The 20,085-nt window shown below is 72.3% G+C and carries 20 protein-coding genes and 1 tRNA gene; 5 read left to right on the top strand and 16 right to left on the bottom strand.

The features are described from left to right. The first annotated feature begins 73 nt into the window (after positions 1–73). Positions 74–1,618: a DoxX family protein gene (locus tag AB0O09_RS21355; protein ID WP_363543465.1), complete on the top strand. Its 1,545-nt coding sequence runs from the start codon at positions 74–76 to the stop codon at positions 1,616–1,618. A 159-nt stretch (positions 1,619–1,777) separates the two neighbouring features. On the opposite strand, the gene AB0O09_RS21350 is transcribed toward AB0O09_RS21355, so the two are convergent. The 3 genes from AB0O09_RS21350 to ugpC form a co-directional block, all read right to left on the bottom strand. Continuing rightward, on the bottom strand, positions 1,778–2,551 hold the full coding sequence (locus AB0O09_RS21350; RefSeq protein WP_363543522.1) for a nucleotidyltransferase family protein: 774 nt from the start codon (positions 2,549–2,551) through the stop codon (positions 1,778–1,780). A 255-nt stretch (positions 2,552–2,806) separates the two neighbouring features. Continuing rightward, positions 2,807–3,235 (bottom strand): hypothetical protein, encoded by a 429-nt coding sequence (locus tag AB0O09_RS21345; protein ID WP_363543463.1) that lies wholly within the window; start codon positions 3,233–3,235, stop codon positions 2,807–2,809. 285 nt (positions 3,236–3,520) lie between these two features. Continuing rightward, positions 3,521–4,612: a sn-glycerol-3-phosphate ABC transporter ATP-binding protein UgpC gene (ugpC, locus tag AB0O09_RS21340; RefSeq protein WP_363499271.1), complete on the bottom strand. Its 1,092-nt coding sequence runs from the start codon at positions 4,610–4,612 to the stop codon at positions 3,521–3,523. Between the two features lie 307 nt (positions 4,613–4,919). Here ugpC and AB0O09_RS21335 point away from each other — a divergent pair. Further along, positions 4,920–4,993, top strand: a tRNA-Thr gene (locus tag AB0O09_RS21335). Positions 4,994–5,081: 88 nt separating this feature from the next. Here AB0O09_RS21335 and AB0O09_RS21330 read toward each other — a convergent pair. The 13 genes from AB0O09_RS21330 to AB0O09_RS21270 form a co-directional block, all read right to left on the bottom strand. Beyond that, positions 5,082–6,236 (bottom strand): site-specific integrase, encoded by a 1,155-nt coding sequence (locus AB0O09_RS21330; RefSeq protein WP_363543461.1) that lies wholly within the window; start codon positions 6,234–6,236, stop codon positions 5,082–5,084. After that, positions 6,236–6,424 (bottom strand): helix-turn-helix domain-containing protein, encoded by a 189-nt coding sequence (locus AB0O09_RS21325; protein WP_363543460.1) that lies wholly within the window; start codon positions 6,422–6,424, stop codon positions 6,236–6,238. The genes AB0O09_RS21330 and AB0O09_RS21325 overlap by 1 nt, the downstream gene beginning before the upstream one ends. Before the next feature lie 455 nt (positions 6,425–6,879). Beyond that, a complete protein-coding gene (locus AB0O09_RS21320; protein ID WP_363543458.1) occupies positions 6,880–8,355 on the bottom strand; it encodes an ATP-binding protein in 1,476 nt (491 codons plus the stop codon). 2 nt (positions 8,356–8,357) lie between these two features. Continuing rightward, entirely contained in the window at positions 8,358–9,212 is an 855-nt protein-coding gene (locus tag AB0O09_RS21315) for a bifunctional DNA primase/polymerase (RefSeq protein ID WP_363543457.1), read from the bottom strand. 226 nt (positions 9,213–9,438) lie between these two features. Next, positions 9,439–9,720: a hypothetical protein gene (locus AB0O09_RS21310; RefSeq protein WP_363543455.1), complete on the bottom strand. Its 282-nt coding sequence runs from the start codon at positions 9,718–9,720 to the stop codon at positions 9,439–9,441. Continuing rightward, positions 9,717–9,923: a hypothetical protein gene (locus AB0O09_RS21305; RefSeq protein ID WP_363543453.1), complete on the bottom strand. Its 207-nt coding sequence runs from the start codon at positions 9,921–9,923 to the stop codon at positions 9,717–9,719. Before AB0O09_RS21305 ends, AB0O09_RS21310 begins: the two co-directional genes overlap by 4 nt. 194 nt (positions 9,924–10,117) lie before the next feature. Next, positions 10,118–12,283 carry a hypothetical protein gene (locus tag AB0O09_RS21300; protein WP_363543451.1) on the bottom strand — a complete coding sequence of 722 codons (2,166 nt, stop codon included), beginning with the start codon at positions 12,281–12,283 and terminating at the stop codon, positions 10,118–10,120. A 116-nt stretch (positions 12,284–12,399) separates the two neighbouring features. Next, positions 12,400–13,953 (bottom strand): hypothetical protein, encoded by a 1,554-nt coding sequence (locus tag AB0O09_RS21295; protein WP_363543450.1) that lies wholly within the window; start codon positions 13,951–13,953, stop codon positions 12,400–12,402. A gap of 144 nt (positions 13,954–14,097) precedes the next feature. Further along, entirely contained in the window at positions 14,098–14,367 is a 270-nt protein-coding gene (locus AB0O09_RS21290; protein WP_363543448.1) for a hypothetical protein, read from the bottom strand. A gap of 17 nt (positions 14,368–14,384) precedes the next feature. Further along, entirely contained in the window at positions 14,385–14,834 is a 450-nt protein-coding gene (locus AB0O09_RS21285) for a hypothetical protein (protein WP_363543446.1), read from the bottom strand. A 17-nt stretch (positions 14,835–14,851) separates the two neighbouring features. Next, the gene (locus AB0O09_RS21280) at positions 14,852–15,226 is read right to left on the bottom strand and encodes an RRQRL motif-containing zinc-binding protein (protein WP_363543444.1); all 375 of its coding nucleotides are present in this window, start codon (positions 15,224–15,226) and stop codon (positions 14,852–14,854) included. Beyond that, entirely contained in the window at positions 15,223–16,467 is a 1,245-nt protein-coding gene (locus tag AB0O09_RS21275) for a hypothetical protein (protein WP_363543443.1), read from the bottom strand. Before AB0O09_RS21275 ends, AB0O09_RS21280 begins: the two co-directional genes overlap by 4 nt. Further along, a complete protein-coding gene (locus AB0O09_RS21270) occupies positions 16,464–16,748 on the bottom strand; it encodes a hypothetical protein (protein WP_363543441.1) in 285 nt (94 codons plus the stop codon). The genes AB0O09_RS21275 and AB0O09_RS21270 overlap by 4 nt, the downstream gene beginning before the upstream one ends. A gap of 648 nt (positions 16,749–17,396) precedes the next feature. On the opposite strand from AB0O09_RS21270, the gene AB0O09_RS21265 reads away from it, so the two are divergent. The 3 genes from AB0O09_RS21265 to AB0O09_RS21255 all read left to right on the top strand — a co-directional run bounded on the left by AB0O09_RS21265 (position 17,397) and on the right by AB0O09_RS21255 (position 19,991). Then, positions 17,397–18,164, top strand: coding sequence for a GntR family transcriptional regulator (locus AB0O09_RS21265; protein WP_363543439.1), 768 nt, complete (start codon positions 17,397–17,399; stop codon positions 18,162–18,164). Continuing rightward, positions 18,161–18,736 carry a GNAT family N-acetyltransferase gene (locus tag AB0O09_RS21260; RefSeq protein WP_363543437.1) on the top strand — a complete coding sequence of 192 codons (576 nt, stop codon included), beginning with the start codon at positions 18,161–18,163 and terminating at the stop codon, positions 18,734–18,736. The genes AB0O09_RS21265 and AB0O09_RS21260 overlap by 4 nt, the downstream gene beginning before the upstream one ends. Positions 18,737–18,995: 259 nt before the next feature. After that, positions 18,996–19,991: a hypothetical protein gene (locus tag AB0O09_RS21255; RefSeq protein ID WP_363543435.1), complete on the top strand. Its 996-nt coding sequence runs from the start codon at positions 18,996–18,998 to the stop codon at positions 19,989–19,991. The last annotated feature ends 94 nt before the right edge of the window (positions 19,992–20,085 follow it).

The following is a 20,085-nucleotide window of genomic DNA, read 5'->3' as shown; positions in this document are numbered from 1 at the left end:
CAGAACACCTCGGCGCCCGGGACAGGGCGGCACGGCGGGGATAGACCCCGGACCGGGCCTCAGCACGGTCAGGGTGCCGTCCGATCCCGCGAAGCTCAGCAGCACCCAGGCCAGCTTCCGCATCCGGCTCGCCGCCCCGGTGGCCCCGATGATCGACGTGCCGGTCGGCGCGGCCTTCGGGGACCCGTACGGCATCCGGGCGGGCGCGGCCGGCCTCGGCGCCCGACCCCTGGTCACGCCGCAGGTCGTGGTGCCGAGCACGCAGATCCCCGCCCTCGCGGGGGCCGGCACCGCCGCGCCCCGGCGCAAGGGCCGGGTCACCACCGTCACCTGGAGCGGTCAGACGGCGCCCGGCGACATGGCGGCCACCCGGCTGCTGGAGGCCGTCCGGCTCACCACCGTCCCCGCGCCGGCGGGCGCCCCCGGCTTCGGCCCGACCGGGCCCGGCGCCGGCGGACCGGGCACCGTCGCCCCGGGCGACGAGACCCAGCCGCTGCACGCCGTACCGCGCCAGGCGGGCCCGCCCCCGCTGCCGTACGAGCCGATCACCCGGGGCTGGACGCCCAGCGGCGACCTGCCCGAGGCCCCCGCCGCCGCGGGCCCGGCCGACGCCCGGCACGCCCGCTACCCGGGCCGCCGGGTCGACCTCGGCCTGGTGCTGCTGCCGCTGCGGGTCGTGCTCGGCTCGCTCTCCGTCTACGCCGGCTTCAGCAAGCTCTGCGACCCGGTGTACTTCGACGGCGGCGAGCGCGGCTCGATGATGCGCTGGCTCTCCTCGCTGCACCCCTGGAAGGTCGCCGAGCCGCTGCTCGCGTTCGCCATGAACCACCCGGTCGGTGCCGGGCTGGGCGTGGCGTTCACCGAGATCGTGGTCGGTGTCCTCACCGTCCTCGGCCTCTGGCAGCGGGTGGCGTCCGCCGCGGCGATGACGCTCTCCGCGGCGCTGCTCTTCACCGTCAGCTGGCGGTCGGTGCCGGTGTACGACGCCCCCGACCTGATCTTCCTGGCGGCGTGGAGCCCGCTGTTGATCGCCGGGGCGCCGTTCGGCTCGCTGGACGGCCGGATCGCCCTCGACGCCTGGCGGCAGTACGGTCCCGAGGCGGCGCAGGCGATCCGCCGGCGGGTGCTGCGGCGCAGCTCCGTGGTGGCGGCGGTGGTCGTCGGGCTGACCCTGCTGATCGGCTCGATGCTCGGAGCGGCCGTCCGCACCGGCGGCGGCACCGGCCCGGCGCCGGTCAAGCCGCCGACCGACTACGGCTCCCCGCTCTGGCCGGGCAACGGCACCGGCAGCTCGCCGTCGCCGACGCCGAGCCCCTCCCCGTCGCCCAGCCGGTCGACCTCCCCGTCCCCCTCGGGGAAGTCCTCGCCGTCCTCCTCCTCGACCAGGGGCGGCAAGTCCAAGTCGACCAAGTCGGGTGCCACCGCGGGCAGCAGCGGCGGACCGGGCCGGTCCACCAGCACCCGCGGGAGCTCCTCGGGCGGCACCGGCGGCAGCGGGTCCACCCCGCGGCCCGGCAGCAGCGCCGGCCTGATCGGCGGCGTGCTCGGCAGCGCGCCGCTGGGCGGTCTCACGTCCCTCGGCATGGACCGGCCCACCGGGCCGGCGGCCACGGCCTGAGACGCCACCGGAGGAGTTGTCGGCAGCCCGGGGGCACGGGCGGCGCACCGAACGGCGGAGGGGCCTCCCACCCGGAGTGGGAGGCTCCTTCGCCGTTCCCGTGCGTGCGGTCAGCCGTCCGTGCCCGTGCGTGCGGTCCGTCGGCTGTCCCGTGCGCGGTCAGTCGTTGGCGGGACGGCCGGCCGCGGCGAGCTCCTTGGCGGCCTCCGTCAGGTCCTTGACGGTGTCGATCGCCCGCCAGTAGCAGCCCTGCGGCAGTTGATAGCCCGCCAGCTGCTTGGCCCGCGCCAACTGCGGGAAGGTCGTCCGCTCGTGGTCGCCCACGTCGGGCAGCAGCGCCCGGAACGACGGCCCGAAGACGTACAGGCCCGCGTTGATGAGGAAGGGCGAGGGCGGCGCCTCGACGAAGTCCAGCACGTTGCCGAAGCGGTCGGTCTCCACCGCGCCCCACGGGATCCGCGGGCGGGCCAGCGCCAGGGTGGCCACCGCGGCCCGCTCGTGGTGGAAGGCGGCCATCTCGCGCAGGCTGAACCGCGTCCAGATGTCGCCGTTGGTGGCGAACCAGGGCTCGGCCGGCCGCGGCAGGGCCGCGGAGGCGTACTTGAGGCCGCCCCCGCGGCCCAGCGGCTCGTGCTCGACCACCGTGCTGACCCGCACCGGCAGTTCGGTGCCGTCGAGCCACTCCTGCAGCACCTCCGCGAGGTGGCCGCACGAGATCACCACATCGGTGACACCCTCGGAGGCCAGCCAGGAGAGCTGGTGGCCGACGATCGGGATGCCCGTGCCGGGGATCTCCACCAGCGGCTTCGGACGGTCGTCGGTGTACGGGCGGAGGCGGGAACCCTGCCCGCCCGCCAGGATCACCGCCTGGGTGACGGTGGGCGCGGCGGCCAGGGTGACGGGGTCGGCGGCGGCCGCGAGCTCCGCGGCCATGTCGGCTGGCGTCTGATCAGCGGTCATAGCCAGAACAATAGGCTCCGCGGGGAGCCGGCCCCATGCGTCCGGCGGCACTGCACCCGAACGGGCCGCCGAGCCCGTCCGGCGGGATCTGCGGACAGCGGGCCGCGGGCGACGCGCAACGGGCCGCGGACAGCGGCCGTGAGCAGCCGGAAGCGCTGCGCCCGGGGTGCAGGGGCGCAGCGCTCGCGGATGGTCGGAACGGATCGGACGGTGCCGCGGGAGGGGCCGTCAGGCGGTGACGCCGGCGGCGAAGGAGCCGTCGCAGACCGGGCGGGCGAAGGAGCGGGCCCGCTGCACGTCGCCCCCGTACTTGCGGACCGCCGCGCGGCCCAGCTCCGAGGCGAGCTCGGTGCAGTACGGCGTCAGCGACGGCTTCTCGCGCATGGTGCGCTCCAGCAGGTCCAGCGCGGTGCCCGGGTTGTGCGCGTCGAGCTCGTTGAGCAGGTCCGTGCGGAGGGCGTCCCGCGGGCTGTCGGCGGACCCGGCGGAGGTGCGGCCGATGCTGCCGTCGCTGCTGGACGCTGCGACCACCTGCTGGTCGAGGCCCGTCGGAGGAGCCCACGGAACCCGGGTCACGGCGAGAGTGCCGGTGGTCACCAGGATCACCGGCAGGGTGAGGGCCACGGTCTGGCCGATACGGCGTAGGAGCTGCTTCACGCCACAGGAGCGTAGCGACGGGTGGCGGAAAGGTCGCGCTGCGTTACACCAATGAGTGACCGGTGTCCTGTTTTGTTCCGTCATGCGGTTGACGGCCGGCCGCCCGCCGGGTGGTCGGACGGGTCGCCGCCCGGGCCGGACGGGGCCGGCCGGGGGCGGGCCTGTGGGATCCCCGCCGGTGGGCCCGGCATTCCGTCCGGACGCGCCGGGGCCCCGGCGGAACGGTGTCCGCCGGGGCCCCGGTCGTGCTGCGGTGGGCGCGGCCCGGTCGCCCGGGCCGTCGGCTCACTTGCTCAGGCGCAGGCCCGTGCTGGTGGAGAAGACGTGGGTCTCGCCGCCGGTCGGGACCACGTGGATCGTCTCGCCCTTCTGCGGGACCTGGCGGCCGTGGACGCGCACGACGATGTCGGTGTCGTCGCCGCCGATCTTGGTGGTGCCGTAGACGTAGCCGTCGGCGCCGAGCTCCTCGACGACGTTGACGGTGACCGCGACGCCCTCGATGCCGCCGCCGGAGACGATCTCGAAGTGCTCCGGGCGGATGCCGACCGTGACGGTCTTGTCGGTGCCGGCGCCGGCCAGGTCCTCGCGGGAGATGTTGATGACCGAGCCGCCGAACTTCACGCCGCCGTCGACCAGCGGGACCTCGACGAGGTTCATCGCCGGCGAGCCGATGAAGCCGGCCACGAAGACGTTGGCGGGCTTGTCGTACATGTGGCGGGGGGAGTCGACCTGCTGCAGCAGACCGTCCTTGAGCACCGCGACGCGGTCGCCCATGGTCATGGCCTCGGTCTGGTCGTGGGTGACGTAGACCGTGGTGATGCCCAGGCGGCGCTGCAGGCCGGCGATCTGGGTGCGGGTGGAGACGCGGAGCTTGGCGTCCAGGTTGGACAGCGGCTCGTCCATGAGGAAGACCTGCGGCTCGCGGACGATCGCGCGGCCCATCGCGACACGCTGGCGCTGACCGCCGGAGAGCGCCTTCGGCTTGCGGTCCAGGTACTGGGTGAGGTCGAGGATCTTCGCGGCCTCCTCCACCTTCTGGCGGATCTCGGCCTTCGACACGCCCGCGATCTTCAGGGCGAAGCCCATGTTGTCGGCGACGGTCATGTGCGGGTACAGCGCGTAGTTCTGGAACACCATGGCGATGTCCCGGTCCTTCGGCGGCAGGTGGGTGACGTCGCGGTCGCCGATGCGGATGGCGCCGCCGTTGACGTCCTCCAGGCCGGCCAGCATGCGCAGGCTGGTCGACTTGCCGCAGCCGGACGGGCCGACCAGGACGAGGAACTCGCCGTCTTCGACGTGCAGGTCCAGGGCGTCGACGGCGGGCTTGGTGCCGCCGGGGTACAGGCGGGTCGCCTTGTCGAACGTGACAGAAGCCATGGCTGTGCTCTCCTTCACCGGCAGGAACGTGCCGGACGATCCGAGTAAAGGCTGGATTGTCGGGACCGGTGCTCCGCGTTCAGGAGTCGAACGGGGTCGGTCTCCCCGCGACCGTACCCGGACGTTCATCCGCTTGTCAGCCCCCGCCGGTGGCCGAATTCGGCATCGGTCCGATCACAAGCCGGACGCATCACCCAAATCACCCGCCCGGTACCCCGTCCCACCGGCCAAAACCGACGGCGCCGCCCCGCACCGGCCCGCTACACTGCCCGTGGTACCGCCGTGGTCCGCCGCGGACGGTCACCGTGCCTCCTTAGCTCAGCTGGCCAGAGCACCGCTCTTGTAAAGCGGGGGTCGTCGGTTCGAACCCGACAGGGGGCTCGCCCATATCGGCAGGTCAACGGCCTGCCAAAAGCGAAAGGCCCCGGACCGGCGACGGTCCGGGGCCTTTCGACATCTCAAAGTGACATCAGCGGGCGGGGCGCCGACGCTTCAGCAGCCGGTCCATGTGGCTCATGGCCTCCCGCTGGTGAGCCTGCACCACGTGCGCGTAGATCTCCATCGTGACCGCGATCTGGCTGTGCCCGAGGATCGCCATCAGGTCCCGCGGCTGCACGCCAGCCGCGGCGAGCAGGGTCGCGCAGCCGTGCCGGGTGTCGTGCAGCCGGACGGGCGGCAGCGCCTCGGCCGCCGAGATCCGGGTGAACGACCGACTGAGGTTCCGCGGCTCCACCGGCCGCCCGCTTGAAGTGGTGAACACGAAGTCCGACACCTCCCAGCCCTGCCCGTCGGCCAGGCGCCGGCGCCGCTGCTCGGCCTGCCGCATCCGCTGCCACCGCAGCGGCGCCACGCACATCAGCGGCAGCGGGATCACCCGCACCCGGCGCGACTTCGGGCTGTCCGCGTACAGCTCGCCGTTGACCCGCTGGAGCTGCTGGCGAACCGTCAGCGTGCGGTTCTCCAGGTCGATGTCACGCCAGTGCAGCCCCAGGATCTCGCCGCGCCGCAGTCCGAGCGCCACGGCCAGGACGAATGCCGAGTACAGCGGATCGGTGCGGGCTCCCTCCAGGAACAGCAGGGTGTCGTCGAGGCTCCACGGCCGGGTCTCGCGGTACTGAACCCGCGGCGCCTGCACCAGCTTGGCCACGTTGCGCGTGATCAGCTCGTCCCGCACCGCCGCCGACAGGGCCGTCCGCAGCACCAGGTGCGACTCCTTGGCGGTGGCCGCCGACACCTTCTTGGTCACTGTGGCGATCAGCCGGCGGACGTCGGCCGTCCCCACACCCTCCAGGGACTTGGAGCCGAGCACTGGCAGCAGGTGCAGCCGGATGTGCATGCCGTACTTGTCGTAGGTGGTGCGCTTCCGGTTGGGCTTGATGAAGTGCTCCAGCCAGTACGGCAGCCATTCGGAGAGCTTGGCCGAGCGGGTCGGGGTCGGGATGTTCTGGCGGTCGCGCCGCACCAGTTCCTGGCGCTTCTCGTCGCACTCCAGCCAGGTCTTGCCGTAGACGTACTTGCGGGCCCGGGTGCCGTCGGGCTGCGGCACGTAGACGGCCGCCTGGTAGCGGCCGTCCTTGCGCTTGGTCACCGTGCCGGAGCCGTTGGGGTTCCGCTTCTTCGCCATCAGGCGTTTTCCTCCATCTTGGTGCGGATGTAAGCGGCGAGGGAGTCGGCCGGAATGCGCCGGCTGCGACCCTCGGTGAAGGTGGCGAGCTTCTTGGAGCGGATGAGGTCGTAGACCTTGCTGCGGCTCATCCGCAGGGCGGCCATGACCTCGGGGACGGTGAGGACTTCGGGGATGGCGGTGGCCAACGCTGGATCCTTCCTGGTGCCGGGTAGGTGGCCTGCACGGTGCATGTGTCGGAGGTGCGGATTTCTGCGTCACCGCGTCACCTGCGTCACTCGGACCTCTGACCTGCGGTTTTGCGTGTCGCAGCGATCCGGGCGTGCGTCACCGCTGCGTCACCGGCTGCGTCACCGTGACGCAGCCGGTGACGCAGGTGACGCACGCGTGACGCAGAGCTGGCCGTCTGCGTCACCCCCAAAGCCGCAGGTCAGGGGCCGTTTTTCCGGGCGGGTGACGCAGGTGACGCAGCGTCTTCTTCCTTAGGAAAAAATGAGGGGATGTCTGTAGGTACTTGGGCGCCGCTCAGAGCGAAATGAGGAGCCGCTGCGCGGCGCGACCTTCGGCGGCTTCGCCGAACAGCAAGAGGAGCACCCCCCGCGCGGGCGCCGGTGCTCTTCTTGCTGTTCGGGCGGCGGCCCGGTCAGAGCAGCGGCGGCTGCTCGTGCGGCGTGGTGGGCGCCGCGCGGGTCATTTCGAGGTAGCGGCCTTCGTGGCTTCGGCCGGATTCGATGAGAACACCGCGAGCGGCGAGCGTGGGTTGGAGGCGCTTGAGCCGGTCGGAGAGGACCTTGCCGGTGGTCGGCCAGCCCTTCGGCACCGCGCGCAGCTCGTCGCCGGCGTAGACGCGGCCGAGGCAGGCCAGCCACTCGGTGGAGGTCATGCGCTGCGCGGTGCCCGGGGCGAGGGTCTCGGCGTGCTGCAGAACGGTCTGCGCGAGGAGGTCGCCCTCGATCACGTCGTCGTTCAGGTCGTCCAGGCTGGCCCGGTACGCGGCGAGCGCCCCGAGGCCGGTCGCGGCGTCGAGCTGCGCGCACAGGTGCGCGAAGTCCGCCATCCGCAGGTCGGTCGGGGTCTCCGCCTGCACCGCCCGGACCTTGACCGTGAGGTCGAGCAGCGACCCGAGGACGATGGGCAGCACCTCGGCGTACTCGGCCCACAGCTCCGCCTCGGTGCGGCGGACGGCGGGCCGCTCCAGCCGCAGCGGCAGCAGCCGTTCGGCGAGGTCGGGCCGGATGACGCCGACGTCGATGCCGGTCAGCAGCATCGGGCGGCGGTAGCCGACCCGGAACACGTCGCCGTCGGTGAACAGGGCCCGCTTGACGTTCTCGGCCCCGGTCACGATGCAGCACATCGCATCCGACATGTCCGGGGTCATGTGGCTCAGGTTGTCCAGCGCGGTGATCCAGCCGGCCGCCACGGCGGCGAGCAGGTTCTCCTCGTCCTTCGGGGCCCGGCGCAGGTCGCCGCTCATGCCCTCGATGATCCGCATGAGCATCCGGCCGGCGGTGGACTTGCCCGCACCCTGCGGGCCGGTGAGGAACGGGGCCGGCACCGGCACGGACGGCCCGAGGCAGCCGATCAGCCACGCCATGGCCAGGCACTCGGAGCTGGCGTTGGCGAAGTTGCACAGCCGAAACAGCAGGTCGATGCCCTTGCCGTCGGTGTCCTTCTCGGGCACCGGCAGTTCACCGGTGAGCTGGGTGCGCCGCCAGCACACCTCCCGCGGGTCCGGGACGGCGGTGTCCCAGCCGGTGGGGTGGATGCGCACCGACAGGCCGTCGGTGCGGCCCAGGTCCAGCCAGGTCGCCCCGTCGAACCCGGGCGCCACCCGGATGTGCACGGCTCGCACCTCCTCCGCGAGGGCCAGTGCCTCGATCAGGTCCAGCGCCTCCTTCATGGCGGTGCCGTTGAACACCCCCACCCCGTCCTTGTATAGGCCGACGATGAGTTCCTGGCGGTGGCTGCCCGTGGTGCCCTGGGAGCGGATCGGCCGGGCGACGGGGTGGCCGTTGCGCTGCGCGTACACGGTCCCGTCGGCGGTGCGGAAGTACCGGAAGTGCGCCTGCGCGTAGTCGGCGATGACCTCACGGGCCGGGTTCTTCTCGTCCTCGGCCACGGTCACATCCCCAACCTGGTCAGGGCGTTAGTCCACGCGTCGGTGCAGTGCCGCGGCGATTCGCCCTTGGCCTGCGCGGCGGCGAACAGCCGGGCGGTGTGCGCTGAGGTGAGGCACCCGCACCGGCCGTGCGTCGAGAGCACCGCGAGGAACGCCCCGAACACCGTCGCGTGCACGCCGCTCGACGCTTCGCTGATGCGCTGCTCGGCCATGGCGATGCCCCGCTCCAGGAAGGCCGGGCTGCGGTGCGGGCACCTGCCGCCCCCGGTCGGGGCGGGCACGGTGACGGGTGTCGGCCGGACCGGGGCAGGCTCCCGCGCCACCAGGGCGCGGACGGCGTCCGGCAGGGTGGTGAGGGGGCCGGTGCCGGGGCCGAGCCACCGGGCGTAGGACATCAGCGACTTGACGTCCACACCGGGCCGCACGCCGTTCGCCGACTGCATGGCGCCCCGGTAGATCCAGTGCTCGCCGCGGGTGGTGCGCACGGTCCGGGTGGCGGGCAGGTTGGCGTCCGCCCAGGCGATGGCGTCCTCGTTGTCGAGGTCCACGACCGTGAGGCCCGCGCCGCCGGGGTGGTAGGCCACTGCGGCGGACTGGCGCCAGGCCCGACCCCACACGCGCGAGGTGAGGATGCCGGGGTCGGTGGTCGCGGCGGCCCAGCCATGGCAGGGGGCCAGGCAGGTGCAGGGGCCGGGGATCTTCATGTTCGGCCGGCCGCCGCACGCGTTGTTCGCGCAGGAGGGGCAGTTGCCGAACGGCACCTTCCCGGCACGCAACGGCATCGCGGGCAGCCCGGAGGCACCCAGGGAGAGCGCCACGGGCAGGTGCTCTCCCCGAACGGGGGTGGGTTGGGTCATGCTGGAGGTCTCCAGTTCTGTTCAGGTTCTGGATTGGCGGCGGCCCCGTTTCTTGGCAGAGGGGGGCCGCCGTTGTCGTTTGCCGCGTTCTCGGCGCAGACCTTGTGTGCGGGCCTGCGCTGCTCGTCGCGGAGCGGGGTGGGGCGACTGCACCAGCGACAGGGAAGGGTGCGGGTGCGGTCGTAGTGCCGGGCGTCGCGCCAGTCGAGGACGGGCACGCCCGCTGCTATGCGGCGCGGCGGTGGGCGGGGAACTCGATGACAGTGGCGAGCCGCGGCGGGGCCGCCTCGGTGGCCGGTCGGGGCGCGGGTTCGCGCGCCGGGGGCGGGGTGCCGCCCTCGTCCTGCTGCTGGGCGCGGGCGGCGCGCTCGGCGGCGGACTCGGCGAGGACCGCGCGGACGGCTTCGGAGTCGGTGGCGCTGGCGCGCCACGTGGCGCCGAGGGCCACCCCGCTGAGGGCCGCGGGGGTGAGGAGGACGGCGGCGGCGATCAGGTCGGCGGCGCTCATGCCGCCGCCTGGCGGGCGGTGTGGGCGAGGACGTCGAGCAGGTCGGTGCCGAGTGCGGCGAGGCGGTGCTCGATGCCCTGCCAGGACTCGTTGTCGATGTGCATGAGCGCGGCCAGCGCCTCAGGGGCGTGGCCGTCGGCGGCGGCGGTGAGGGCTTCGCGGAGGTGGACGGCGGCGAGCGGCCGGATGGCGGGAGTGGGCATGGCAGGGTCCCTTTCTCGGGCCGTGCAGAACGAGGGGTGTGGTTGCGGAGCGTGTCCGTACTGGGGTGGGTGCCGGGTAGTGGGCACTGGGGAATCCGCAGCACGGGACCCCTTCCGGGGGTCTGCGGGCCGGGCGGGCGGGTAGTGGGGCGGTCCCCACTACCCGCTGTCCGGTAGCCGTGTGTGACGTGCGGTCAGGCGTGGTCGGGGTGGACGAAGACGGACAGCGGGCCGTTCTCGCGGTAGACGAGTTCGCCGCGGTCGGCGGCCGCCTGGAGGGCATTGCGGACGGTCTTGCGGTCGCGGCCGGCCATCTCGGCGACGGCGGAGACCTTCAGGCCCATGTGGCCGGCGGACTCGATCGCGTCGATCGCCTTCGCCAGCCACTCGGGTCCGGCCGGTGCCGCCGGGGCCGGGGCGGGCGTCTGCGCCGGCGGCGCGGGCCGGTCGCGGAGGCTGGACAGGTTGAGTCCGGCCGGGCGGACGTTGGGGAACGCGATGACCTCCGCCAACCCCGCCCCGGCCGCGCTGTCGTTCGGGGTGTTGTCGCGGAGCGCGCCGAGCCTCAGCCCGCCCGCCGCGGACGGCGCCGGGGCGGCGGTATCTGGCGTGCCGGTGGCGTTTTCCCAGAGCCATCCGGCGCGGTCCGCGTCCCAGCGGCGGGCGTAGTCCTCGCCCGCGGCTCGGGCGGAGATCGGGTCGAGTCGGGGGCGGCGGGCGTTGGTGGCCAGCACGACGTCGCGGACCATGCTCGGGCTGGTCCGCCAGCCCTTGAAGCCGGTGGGGGCGAAGCCGTCCGCTCCGGCGGCGCCGATGACGCCGCAGCCCTTCGCGGTGAGCTGGCGGGTGTCGACCCGCGCCGACGGGAACAGCTTGGCGAGGTTGTTTCCGGAGGACTCGCCGGAGGTGAGGGCGGCGCCGACCGGGGAGAACTTCCGCACGCTGGTGTCACCGAGAGCAGAGACGTTGCCATCGACCGCGGTCAGCACCAGGCGGATGCCCATGGCGCGGGTGGTCCGCATGGTCTTGCCGACCAGCTCCTGCAGCTCCTTCATCACCGGGTCACCGAACGAGCGTGCGGACAGCAGCTCGGCGCCCTCGTCCATCACCACCATGATCTGCGGCAGCTTGGCGGAGACCGGCAGCAGCGTGGTGTCGTTGGCGTCCAGCAGGTCCTGGTACTGCTGCTGGCGGGCCTTGTTGATGGCGATCACCGCGCGGAACATTCGGAGGGCCTCCGCCGGGGTCGACGCGACCCAGTCCACGCCCGGCCGGGTGCCGGCCGGGGCGAGGCCGGTGCCGGGCTTCGGCGCCTTCAGCCCCTGCGCCTCCAGCCACGGGCGGACCCACGGGATGCCGACCGCACCGGCCTTCAGGTCCACCACGAACACCAGCACATCGGTGCAGCGGGCGAACCCGGCGAGGACCGCGTCGAGGAACGTCGACTTCCCGGATCCGGGCGGGCCGAGGATCAGCGCGCACGCCTCCCGCAGGAACACCTCCACCAGCTCGGAGTTGGGCAGCAGCCCCCACGGGATGCCGGTCAGGATCGACAGGGGCCCGTAGTCGTCCGGGTAGGGGTAGGCGCCCGCCATCACGTTCGTGGTGGCGATGTCGAGGATCACGCGGCCCTGCCGGTCGCCCTCCTCCACCCCGACTGTGCACCCGAGCGGCAGCCTGGCGTCCGTGGCCAGGGCCCGGGCCGCGGCGGCGATCCGGTCCCACGTCGCGGAGCCGCCGGGCAGTTCGGCGGCGAGGGAGTACCCGGCGCCGGTCTTCCAGAACTCGACCGCGAACACGGCCACGTCGATGCCGGTGACGCGCCGGATGCGGTCGGCCCACTCGCGGGCGATCGCCTCCCGCTCGCCGTTCATCTTCCGCGCGGCGTCGCGGGCCTCGGCGCTCATGCGCTCCAGCTCGACGGCCTCCTCCCGGACTGCGGCGTCGGCGGCCATGGCGCCGATGCCGACGCCGAGCGCGGCGAGGGTGCCGGCGGCGGCCCAGGAGAGCGGGCCGGTGGCGATGGCCCAGGTGGTCCAGCCTCCGGCGAGCAGCCAGGATGCGGCCCGGGTGGCCATGGTTCGGCCGGTCAGCCGACGCCGAACACTGGCGCCGATGCCGTGCCCGAGCGCCCCGGCCGCACCCACCGCGAGCGGGAGGCCGGACGGCATGTGGGTGGCGGCGCCCAGCAGGGCCAGGGCGCCGGCGCCGGTGGCGGCGGAGATGGCGCCGGAGACGGGGCCGTGTTCGGCGGCCCAGTCCAGCGGCGGCACCCAGGTGGCCTTCGGGTTCTTCGCCCGACGCGGCGCCGCGGGCTTGGGGGTGTTGGTGAGGTTCAGGGTGGGCTGTGGCTCGGCCACGGCAACTCCAAGGTTGGGTCGGGTGGTGCGGGCGAGCAGGGCAGGGATGGGGCGGGCCGCCCCACAGTGGTGTGGGGCGGCCCTTGGTGGTGCGTCAGGCGGACAGGTGTGGGCGACTACTGGTTGTTGCCGATGTCCCACTTCTCCTCGCCGGTGCGGGGGTCGTCGTGGCGGGCGATGTCCTGCTGGTGGCTGTTGCGGAAGACCTTGCCGACCTCCTCCGCGGCGGTCGCGGCGTTGATGAGGAGCTGGAAGACCTCGTTCAGGGCCTCGCCGACGGTCTTGTCGAGCGGGTACTCGTCGTCGGAGCGCTCCGCGAGGACGCGGAAGGTGTTGGCGATCGACGTCAGCCCGTCGGGCATGGACTCGATCGCGGCGAGGACGTGCATCATGCCGTCGGGGTCGTAGTTCATGACGGCGCCGTACATCTCCGAGGCGACCTCGGAGAAGTTGAATCCGGCATCGGTCGGGCTGGTCACGTCGCCTCCCAGGGCGGTCTGGTGGGTGTTGGCGTGGTGGTTCCTCGGGGCCCGCGGCACGGTCTTGGCGACCGGCACTGGGGTGTTCTCGGCGGCCTGGTCGGCGGCGGTCTCGGCCTCCGCCTGGTCGGCGCGGATCTGCTGGTCCCGCTCGGCGCGGGCCTGGGCGGCCTTGCCGGCCAGACGCCGGTATAGGCGGCGGCCGGGGTGCATCAGCCAGGGCAGGCCGAGCTTGCGGCCGAGCGGGGTCGAGAGCATGCCGAGCAGCCCGACCGGCAGCGCGAGCGCGGCGGCGAGCACTCGGCGGCCGTGGTGCCGGGCGGCGGACTTCACCAGCTCGCGGCGGGCCGCCCGCCGGACGGGGGCCTTGCGGGCCTCGGTCCGCGCGTCGCCCACTCGGGTGTTCAGGCGCTTCTCAGACCCCGCACGGGCCTGCTCGCGGGCCTTGTCGAGCGAGCGGCGGACCGCGGTGCCGGGCTTGGCGAGGGCCTTGCCGGTGGGGCTCTTGGCCGCGTGCTTCCGGTCGCGCTCGGCGGCCTTCGCGGCGCGGCGGGCGTCGGCGACCTGGCGGCGGGCGGCGGTCTGCCGCTCACGGCGCTCGGCCCGCGACGGCGCCGCGGCCAGCTCGGCCTTCCGGACCGCCTTCACCGCGCCGACCTGCTGAGCGGCCCGGCGGACGGGCGAACCCGGCTTCTTCGCCGCGCTGTTGGGCACCGAGGCGAGGCCGGAGCGCTGCCCGCCCGGCCGGCCGGTGACGCCGGTGCCGGGGCGGGTCTGCTTCGGGATGCCGCCCGTGGCCCGGCCGCCGGGCTTTCCGGTGCCGGTGGTGGGCTTGACCAGGGACAGATGCCCCTTGCCGTTGTTGCGTCCGGCGCGCTGGGCGAAGCGTCCGGCGGCGGCGCGGGCGGTGCGGGTGGTGCGGGTGGCGATCGCCGTGGTGGCGGCGGTGCCGGCCACGGTGGCCAGGGCCGCGAGGGGGCCTGCGGTCAGCACGCCGGCGGAGGCGAGGCCGACCACGGTGTTGACGCCGGTGATCGCGAGCGGCACGGCGGGCAGGCCGCCGCGCTGGTGCGAGGCCGGAGAAGCGTTCTTCCCGCCGGCGGCGGGCTTCGGCTTCTCGGCCTGGTTGGTGTCGGGGGTGGGGGTGGGTGCCGGTGCGGTGACCGGCGGTTCGGCGAACGTCTGGGACATGACCGGGATACCTCCGGGCAGGTCGGGCCGCCCGTGCGGCGGCACAGGGAAGTCGAGCAGGCCGTTCTTGGGGCGCCGCGCAGTCCGGCCCGCCCCGGGGAGCGGGGCGGGCCGGAGCCGTTCGGGCATGTGGCGCGTCTGGTGTCAGGCGGCGTTGGGCCAGGGGATGGAGCGGCAGGTGGCGGCGTGCTTGTTCGCGGTGTCGCGGGCGGTGTGGCGCAGGGCGGAGCCGGGGCCGTCGCCGGTCTTGCAGCCGAGGCAGACCCACTTGTAGGCGAGGTGCTCGCCGTGGGTGGCGGCGGACTCGGGGTGGTGGAACAGGGCGACCAGGGCGGAGCCGAGGGTGAGGAACACGGCCTCGGTGCCGACCGGCAGGCCGGTGGCGGAGTCGGTGTGGATGAACGTGCCGGACACGGGGGCTCCTCGCAGGGTCAGGCGGAGGCGATGAGGGCGGCGGCGGTCTCGAAGGTGTGGTGCCAGGACTGGTCGAGCAGGTAGGCGCCGTTCAGGCCGTGATCGGCGAGCCGCACGAACGCGCGGCTGCCGGTGGCGTCGGCGATCCGGCGCAGCGGTTCGCGCCGGTCGGCGACGTAGTGCGTCACCGCGGACAGGGCGAGGGCGGCGGCCACGTGGCCGGGCCGCAGCCGCACCCCGAGCAGGCGGGTGCCGAGCAGCAGCGCGGCGGCCTGGGTGGCGGTGTAGCTGGCGACGTGCGCGGCGCACGCCCGGCGGCCCGCCGCGCTGGACTGCCCCTCGTTGTGGTCGTGCTGGCCCTTGTTCTGGGCCTGGTGGTCGGTCTGGATCCAGTGGTCGGCGAGGTCGGCGGAGGAGCGGAGCAGGGCGTAGGCGGCGGCGAACCTCGCCGCGCGGGCGGTGGTCACAGCAGTTCTCCGGAGTCTCAGGCCGCGGCGGTGAGGCCGTCGGCGCAGGGCAGGCAGGTGCCGAGGTGGGTGGGCAGGACGTAGCCGGCGTCCCGCCTGCAGACCGGGCAGGTGCGGCGGGCCCGGTTCGCGGCGGCGAGGGCGGCCGTCCGGCCGGGGGTCATCGGCCGGACCGGCTTGGCCAGGCACGCGCGGTAGAGGTGGGCGGCGCGCACGCCGTTGGTGCGGCGGGAGCGCCAGAGGATCTGTGCGGCGACCGGCTGGCCGCCCGGCCGCAGCCCCCGTTTGCGGAGCTGTCGGCGGGTCAGCAGCCCGTCGGGGGCCATCCGCCACGGGTAGGTGGGCAGGCCGAACCGCTCGCCGTGTGGGTCCCAGAACCGGGGGCGGCTCACGGGTTGGGCTCGGCTTCGGCGGCGGCCCGCAGGCGGACTGCGTACTCGTTGCGGCAGCCGATCAGGTCGCGCACCCGCCGGGTGGACAGCACCTGATTGGTGGTGGCGAGCTTCGCTGCGAGGGCCTTCACGCGGGCGAGGTCGCCGGGGTCGAGCGGGCGCCGGTCGTCGTTCCCGGAACGGTCCTCCGCGGGCCCTGCACCGGGCCTGTCGGGTGATCCGGAAAGGGGCTGGGAGCCTTTACCCGCAAGGGTTGTGAGGCTGCCGGGGGTGTTCCCGGAAGCGTTCCGCAGCGGCTCCGGAACGGTGTCCAGGTGGACGCTGCCGGAGGGGCCGCCGGGCAACGGGAGGGTGATCGCAGGGAACGGGTCGTCGGGCATTCCGGGCCACATGTCCGCCGGTGCCGGTAGCGCGCTCAGCTCCGCGACTCGGGCCCGGGCGTTCAGCCGCCGGGCCAGCAGGTCGGCGGTCAGGCCGGGGATCGTGATGCCCTGGACATACTCCCAGGCGATCCGCCACGCGTCGTCCGCGGACAGGGTGCCGTGCGGGGCCGCGGACAGCAGCCGGTCGGCGACCTCCCGCACCTCGGGGTGATGCTTGGCCCGCCGCTTGGCGTGCGCCACGCGCTCCTTCGCGGTCTTGCGGTCGGCGAGGGTGGGGCCGTGACCGCCGTGGGTCTGCAGGTCCACGATCCACACCGCGACCAGCGACGACAGGGCCAGCACCGCGGCCACCCACGGGTGGGCGGCGTACTGGTCGAGGCCATGCGCGGCGTTCACCGCGGCGGCCAGCACGCCGGCCGTCCACGCCCCGGCGCGGTAGGTGCGGGTCGAGCGCTCGCCCTCGGCGGCGGCCCCCATCGCGACCAGCGCCCAGGCGGTGCCCTCCAGCATCGCCGCCAGCAGTCCGGCGAGCGCCGGGTTGACGCCGGCGCCGGTCAGCGCGGCGACCTGCGAGATCACCGCAGGCACGATCGAGCACGCCATGACGAACCGGGCGAACACCTTCGCCGGGTTCTCCCGGACCCAGCTGATCCGGGCCGACCGGCGCGCCCGCCGCTCGGCCCGGGCCCGCTCGGCCCGCTCCTCCGCCTCCCGGCGGTCCGCAGCCTGGTGCCGGCGGGCGGCCTCGGCGTCCAGCCGGGCCTGCTCACGCTCCTCGCGCCGGTCCTCCCGGTCCGCGGCGCGCTCCGCCGCTCGGTCGGCCCGCCGCTCCGCGCGGTACTCGCCGAGGCCGCTCACGCCGCCACCCCCAGCCCCAGCACCCACCGAACGGTGGTGGTGCGGCGGGCGGTGTGCAGCGGCATCGGCGCGGTGTTCAGCAGGCGCTCGGCGTAGGCGGCCAGCTCCGGGTCCTCCCGGCGCAGGTCCGCCAGCACCGCCGCGGCGGCGTCCATCCGGGCGGCACGCTCGACCGCCGACTCGCCGGGCACACCGGCGAACAGCTCCTCGTCCACGCCCAACGCCAGCTCCGCGAACTCATCCGGGTTCGCGGCGTGCTGGCCTGCAACAATCGATTTCACGGGTCTACCTCTTCTAGCGGGGCGGTGGGCCCGAGGGCCGCCGCGCGATCCTTGGCCGGGAGCGCGGCGGCCCGTTTGGTGGGCCCAGGCCACTCGTCACGAGCAGCCACGGACCCCGGCACCCGCCGCGCCGTGCGCGAAGGTGTCGGGGCCCGAGATCACTGGTGAAGCAAGAGGTTCGGTCTCATCTGGACGCGGACCAGGCTCGCTCCGGGGAGATCGCTCCCGGAGGTCGTCGCCGGTGAAATGTCTGCCGCGTCGTTCTTTCTGCAAGTCGGCCGCGCACCGAAGTGCCCGCCGCCTTCCAGAGTCGGCTGCGTGTCCCATGTACGGCCGCCGTCTTAAGGGCGACCGAGGTGTCAGGGCGTGCGCCCCTTCTCTACCGACTGGTCTCCACTCACCCCGCCCGGCGTGGTCACGGAAGGACTGCGGTGGTGGATCACGCTCTTGAGTTGTGGGCGGTGCATTTGCGCAGGTAATGGCACTTTTGGGCGTGACCCATCGGCGCCACCTTGTCCCCCTTGAGCCACTGGCTCAACTGGTAGGTACAAGCTGCTGAACATGATGCTGCACTCACAGAGAGCGATCGTCAAGCCCATTGGTTCAACATGTAGGAACCAGTTGACCCAGTGGGGCATTATGGGAGGTATGAGTAGCCAGCCGCTGTACCGCCGAGTCGCAGACGTGCTCCGGAGCGAGATCAGCTCTGGGGTGTTCCCCCCTGGGGCTCGCCTGCCCTCTGAGCGCGACCTGTGTGACCGGTTCGAGGCCTCCAGGAACACGGTGCGCGCCGGCCTGAACGTCCTCGTGGCTGAAGGACTGATCTCGGCTAGCCAGGGGCTCGGCTATGAGGTCCGCTCGCACGAGGTGTTCAACCTGAACGCCTCGCGCTTCGAGAATCTGACGTTCCCCCAGAACGGGGACGCCTACAACACTGACGTAACTCAGGCTGGCCGCCGGCCTCACCAGGACTTCCGGGTAGAGATGCAACCAGCGCCAGCAATCGTGGCAGCTCAGCTACGGGTAGCCGAGGGTGCGACGACCGTTCTGCGGTTCTGTCACCGCTTTGTCGACGGCGTGCCGTGGTCCACCCAGGCCACCAACTACCCCATGTGGCTGGTCGAGAAAGCACCGCGGTTGGCGGAGCCGGGTGACATCGAAGAGGGCACCACCAGGTACCTCGCCAGCCTCGGGGTAGAGCAAGTCGGCTACTTCGATGACATCTCCACCCGGATGCCCACACCGGACGAAGCACGGCTTCTCCAGGTAGGTGCGGGTGTGCCAGTACTTGTGTGGGTGCGGACCGGATACGCGCAGGACAAGCCGATTCGCTGCACCGTCACCACGTTTCGTGGCGACCTCAACCACATGAACTACGAGATCGGGGACCTTTCGGCGCGGGAGGCAGAGGCGTGATCGTCGAGTCTGCAGCGCCCGCAGACCTGGACCACCTCCTTGCATTCCGGGAAGAGGCAGCCGGATGGTTGACCGCGCTTGGCAGCGACCAGTGGGCCCGTCCCTACCCTGCAGACAAGCTCCTGGCCACGATCGAGGCCGGCACGGTCTTCATGCTCAGGGACGGATCGCAGACTGTGGGGACCATAACGCTCACGCCCGATGCTGAGGATGGCCTCTGGACTCCCAGCGAACTCCGCGAGCCTGCTCGGTACGTCAACAAGCTCACGGTCTCTCGTGCCTATGCGGGCCGCGACATCGGGGGGCGGCTGCTGAACTGGGCCGGTACCCGTGCGGCCAGTCAAGGCGCGCGGTGGCTGCGGCTGGATGCGTGGACGACCAACGAGCGGCTGCAGCGGTACTACGTCGATCATGGATTCCGGCACGTGCGGACCGTACGAGAAGGCGGGGCAGTGAATGGAGGCCCGCGCGTCTCCGGATGGATCGCGCAGCGGCCAGCCGTAGCTGCCGCGCATGGCTTCGAGGACTCCACTGTCGTGGGTGAAGGCGAAACTCTTGGCTCGCGTCGCTGATCAGCCGTGGCTTGCTTGGTCCATGGCCCGCTCAGCCGAGGTGTTCTTCGCTATCGCGAAGGCTTGAGCGAAGAACACGACGCCCGTTCCGACACCTAGGGCGTGTTATGGAGGTGGGCCTCTAGCTCGCCGGTCACTCCTCGACCTTTTCCAAGATCCTTAAAGTCCCATGGACTGATGCTCACTAAATCGCGATCTTGGAACGCTGGCTAATGCGACTCGAAGCCGCTAGTATTACTGGCCTCGTACCGTAGGGGGAATGGCCAGCATGGGGCCCGAGGAGTATGTTCTGCTTTGGCTTTTTGAAGCCGTGGACCGCAACCACGGCAGAGAATTCCTGTCGCATAGGGATGGCCAAACTGGGTGGCAGAAGCATCTCCCCGTGATTTCCGATCGCCTGACGAGCGATATTCGAAAAAATGGCTTCATACGAATTTCCCGCGAGGATTTTCACCCCATCAATTTTGCCATCGCTCTGTTTGGTGATGACTATGAGCCTACCTATGTGGCGAAGATGCGCTTGACGCCGTTGGGTTGGTCTCGGGCGCTGCAACTCTACCTTCAGTCGGAGCGGGAGGCTGCCGAACTGGCTCCCGCTAGGGAGTCGGCGGTTCTGTCGAGGCTCTTGATGTGGGTATATCAGGGGGGTGGAATGGGTGCGCCAGCGTCGGGGGTGGCAGAATCGCTTCCCACGGCGTCAATTAGTAAATTTGTCCGCCCCGTGGATCCGGAATCCACGCATGGGGTCTGGATTTCCAGCAACGAGGCAAGGCGGGCAGCGGTCCTCGCTGACTCTTTGAACCTTGCTACCTTCGACGGAAATCTAGGTTCAGTAAGGCTGACTGGCTATGGTGTTCGGTGCGTAACCGATTATGGAGGGAGTTTCGCCCAGATGTCTGGTTCGGAAAAGGGTCGTGATTCGATCCAGGTTCAAAACGGCATTGTCGTCACAGGGGGCCGAGCGCGCGATGTGACCTTCAATCAGGGCGGAAACTCTCGGCCTCCCGCTGACCCGAAGGCCGCAGAGCTGGCCGCGCGCGTCGTGGAACTGGTCGCGGAACACCGCGGAGCGATCGAGCAGTCGGATCGGGTAGCTAGGGACGCTCAAGAGGTTGCCGACGAGCTGAGCGGACCGAGCGAAGCGCAAGATCGCGACCGCATTCGGGACTCGCTGACGCGGCTCTCGGCCAGGGTGATCGGCATCGATGCCCTCGCAATCGCAGTACAGGAACTGTGGCGGCACCTGTTCGGGTAAGCGCGAGCTCGCTGGGGGTTCTGGCGCGGATTGGCCCCGCTGTACGGCAGCGGGGCCAATCCGCGCCGAGCGATCTGCATGAACCTGGGGGCGG

It is taken from the genome of Kitasatospora sp. NPDC093679 (assembly GCF_040683455.1).
Taxonomy (GTDB): domain Bacteria; phylum Actinomycetota; class Actinomycetes; order Streptomycetales; family Streptomycetaceae; genus Kitasatospora; species Kitasatospora arboriphila.
Note: the sequence above shows the minus strand (reverse complement) of the source record. Positions and strands in the feature narration are given on the sequence as shown.